This is a genomic window from Metabacillus mangrovi (assembly GCF_009711125.1).
GTDB classification, from domain to species: domain Bacteria; phylum Bacillota; class Bacilli; order Bacillales; family Bacillaceae; genus Metabacillus_B; species Metabacillus_B mangrovi.
Genome location: NZ_WMIB01000046.1, coordinates 1 through 2,452, shown reverse-complemented (window position 1 = coordinate 2,452; position 2,452 = coordinate 1). Strand labels below are relative to the sequence as shown.

The following is a 2,452-nucleotide window of genomic DNA, read 5'->3' as shown; positions in this document are numbered from 1 at the left end:
GTAAGCGTAAAAGGATCCACACCTTAAAGAGAAGGCGTGGATCCTTTATCATGTAGTTATTCAGTTTTTTCCTTGTTTAAGTAACACGAGCCTGGCAAGGTTTTAGACCAAGGCATAAGACCTTCAATCTTTTGTGAGTCCTTATGATCGATGTTGGGCATCGTTTCAAACAAATAAACGAGGTACTGAAACACGTTTAACTGATTTTCTTTAGCGGTTTCAATCAGGCTGTACACAGTAGCACTTGCTTTTGCACCTTTTGAAGATTGGGAGAAAAGCCAATTCTTTCTGCCAATGACAAAAGGTTTAATGCTTCTTTCCGCCAGGTTGTTATCAATCTCCAGCCGGCCATCCTTAAAAGGCTCTTCGAGCTTTCTTTGCTGGTTGAGAGTGTACTTTATAGCGATACCCAAGCTGCTTTTCGGCAGTACTTGCGGACGAATCTTTTTTAGCCATGTGAAAAACGCCTCTACCAAAGGTTTACTTTGCTTCTGGCGGATACTAAAGCGTTCTTCGGGCGTGGATTCCCCTTTTGCAATTTCCTTTTCCACTTTATAGATTCTCCCGATTTCTTGAAGAGCCTGCTCAGCCAGCGTCAGCTGGCCCCCTTGTTTTGGTGGGGCTGACTTCTGTGCCTCATCAAACTTTCTTCGGGCATGGGCCCAACAACCCGACAGGGTGACTCCTGGCAAGGACTCATAGCTGGAATAGCCATCTACATGCAGCTTCCCCTTGAAATCTTTAAGGAACCGCTGTGGATGCTTCGCTGCCCGGGTCGTCTGATAGTCAAACAGCACACAAGGCGGACTGGTTTTTCCCGTCCGGTACATCCACATGTAGGAGTTTGTTGTCGGTGCCCTTCCTTTTTCCTGGAGGACTTGAACCGTAGTTTCATCCGCATGAAGAACCTCCTGATTCCCCAAATGCTTCCTCATGTGCTGTATCAATGGGTCAAACCATTGGTCCGCACTATAGAGAGTCCAGTTAGACAGGGTTTGGCGGGAAAGAGGGACACCTAGCTGTTCGAACTGCTTCTCCAGACGGTAAAGCGGAATGCCCGCCATGTATTTTTGAGTCAGCACGTATGCAACCGCCGAAGGAGAAGCCATGCTTTTCGGGAACACAGGATTCGGCATGGGGGCTCGAAGAATGGGCGTCGTGATTCCTTCCCGTTCACAAGTACGGCAGGCGTAGACTTCCCGTTCATGCTCAACGACCTTTACTTGAGCCGGAATGATTTCAAGTTCTCTACGGACTTCTTTCTTCATCATATGAAGCTCGTTGCCACAGCTCGAACAAGCCTGCTCCTCTTTAGGCAGGGTATGGGTGACGGTCTCCAGAGGTAAATCCGCAGAGATAGTTTTTCGCGGGGATTTTGTTGGTGTAGCTTCGGCACAAGCTTCTTCTTCCGGCTCTTCTTCTAACGGAGTCGCCGTAATTTCTGCCTCATTGAAAAGAGGAAGCGAAAGTTGATCGTCCGGAGTTTTCTCGCTGGAGGCACCAAATTCCTGGTGTTTTTTTAAGCGGAATTGCTCTTCATACCAAGCGACAAGGGCTTTCAGTTCCTTGTTTTGCTTTTCAAGAGCTTCTATGCGGTCTTTTTTAGTTTGATTGGGTGAAGGTGTCGTTGAATGTCTCATAAGACTAGGATACGACACCTTCAGTGAACTTTAAATGATTTTATTTGCTTTTATGCTCGGAAATACTTTTCCCTCTTCCAAGGTTAGTCCCTCCATCAGCCATCGCAGCTGCCGGGGATGTAGTTTTGCGGGCTGATCTTCGGCCCCATCGGGCCATTGAAATCTTCCATTCTCCAGTCGCCGGTAATAAAGCCAAAATCCATTGTGGTCCCAGTGAAGGATCTTCACTCGGTCACGCGCACGGTTACTGAACAGAAATAGATTGGACGAGCAGGGATTCAATTGAAAGGTCTCCTGTACTTTGGCGGCTAATCCATCCATCGACAGGCGCATATCCGTCACCCCATGGGCAACGTAAATTCCTGTAATTCCATCTAAATTAATCCGCATCTTTCAGCACCTCCACGACTTCGCGAAGAAGCTCCTGGTCAAATCCTGCTTTCACGACAATCCGGCAGCCGTTAATGTGAACATCAAAGGAAGAGGCCGGTATCTCTACCGTAAGGTGAGACCACTGTGTAGGATTCTCTACAAAGTCATTCTTTCGAATATCTTCAGGAAAGAGCCTTCTTCTCGCATGATGAAACTGGCTTAACGAAAAATCTCCCCGATCTCTAACCCATTCAGAGATGGATTGTCCGCTTTCCTGCCATTCTTGGATCCGTTGGATCCAGACCTGTTCACTTTCATCTTTAGATAGAACTACGTCTTGATCTGTAGAATTCAATCGTTTTTCCCCTTTCAGATAGAAGTTAAAAAGAGTATCTCATGGGGGAAACTTAGACTGAAGGTGTGGTTTATTTAACGCTTAC

General features: G+C 46.8%; 3 protein-coding genes. All 3 read right to left on the bottom strand.

Annotation, left to right across the window (positions count from 1 at the left end; translation table 11 throughout):
• Positions 1 to 56 precede the first annotated feature (56 nt).
• The 3 genes from tnpC to tnpA are packed head-to-tail and all read right to left on the bottom strand — an operon-like array spanning position 57 to position 2,367.
• The gene (gene tnpC / locus GKZ89_RS20665; protein WP_155114298.1) at positions 57 to 1,640 is read right to left on the bottom strand and encodes an IS66 family transposase; all 1,584 of its coding nucleotides are present in this window, start codon (positions 1,638 to 1,640) and stop codon (positions 57 to 59) included.
• A 30-nt stretch (positions 1,641 to 1,670) separates the two neighbouring features.
• Entirely contained in the window at positions 1,671 to 2,030 is a 360-nt protein-coding gene (gene tnpB, locus GKZ89_RS20660; RefSeq protein ID WP_155114297.1) for an IS66 family insertion sequence element accessory protein TnpB, read from the bottom strand.
• Positions 2,020 to 2,367, bottom strand: a complete 348-nt coding sequence (tnpA, locus tag GKZ89_RS20655) for an IS66 family insertion sequence element accessory protein TnpA (RefSeq protein ID WP_155114296.1) — start codon at positions 2,365 to 2,367, stop codon at positions 2,020 to 2,022. Before tnpA ends, tnpB begins: the two co-directional genes overlap by 11 nt.
• Between the last annotated feature and the right edge of the window lie 85 nt (positions 2,368 to 2,452).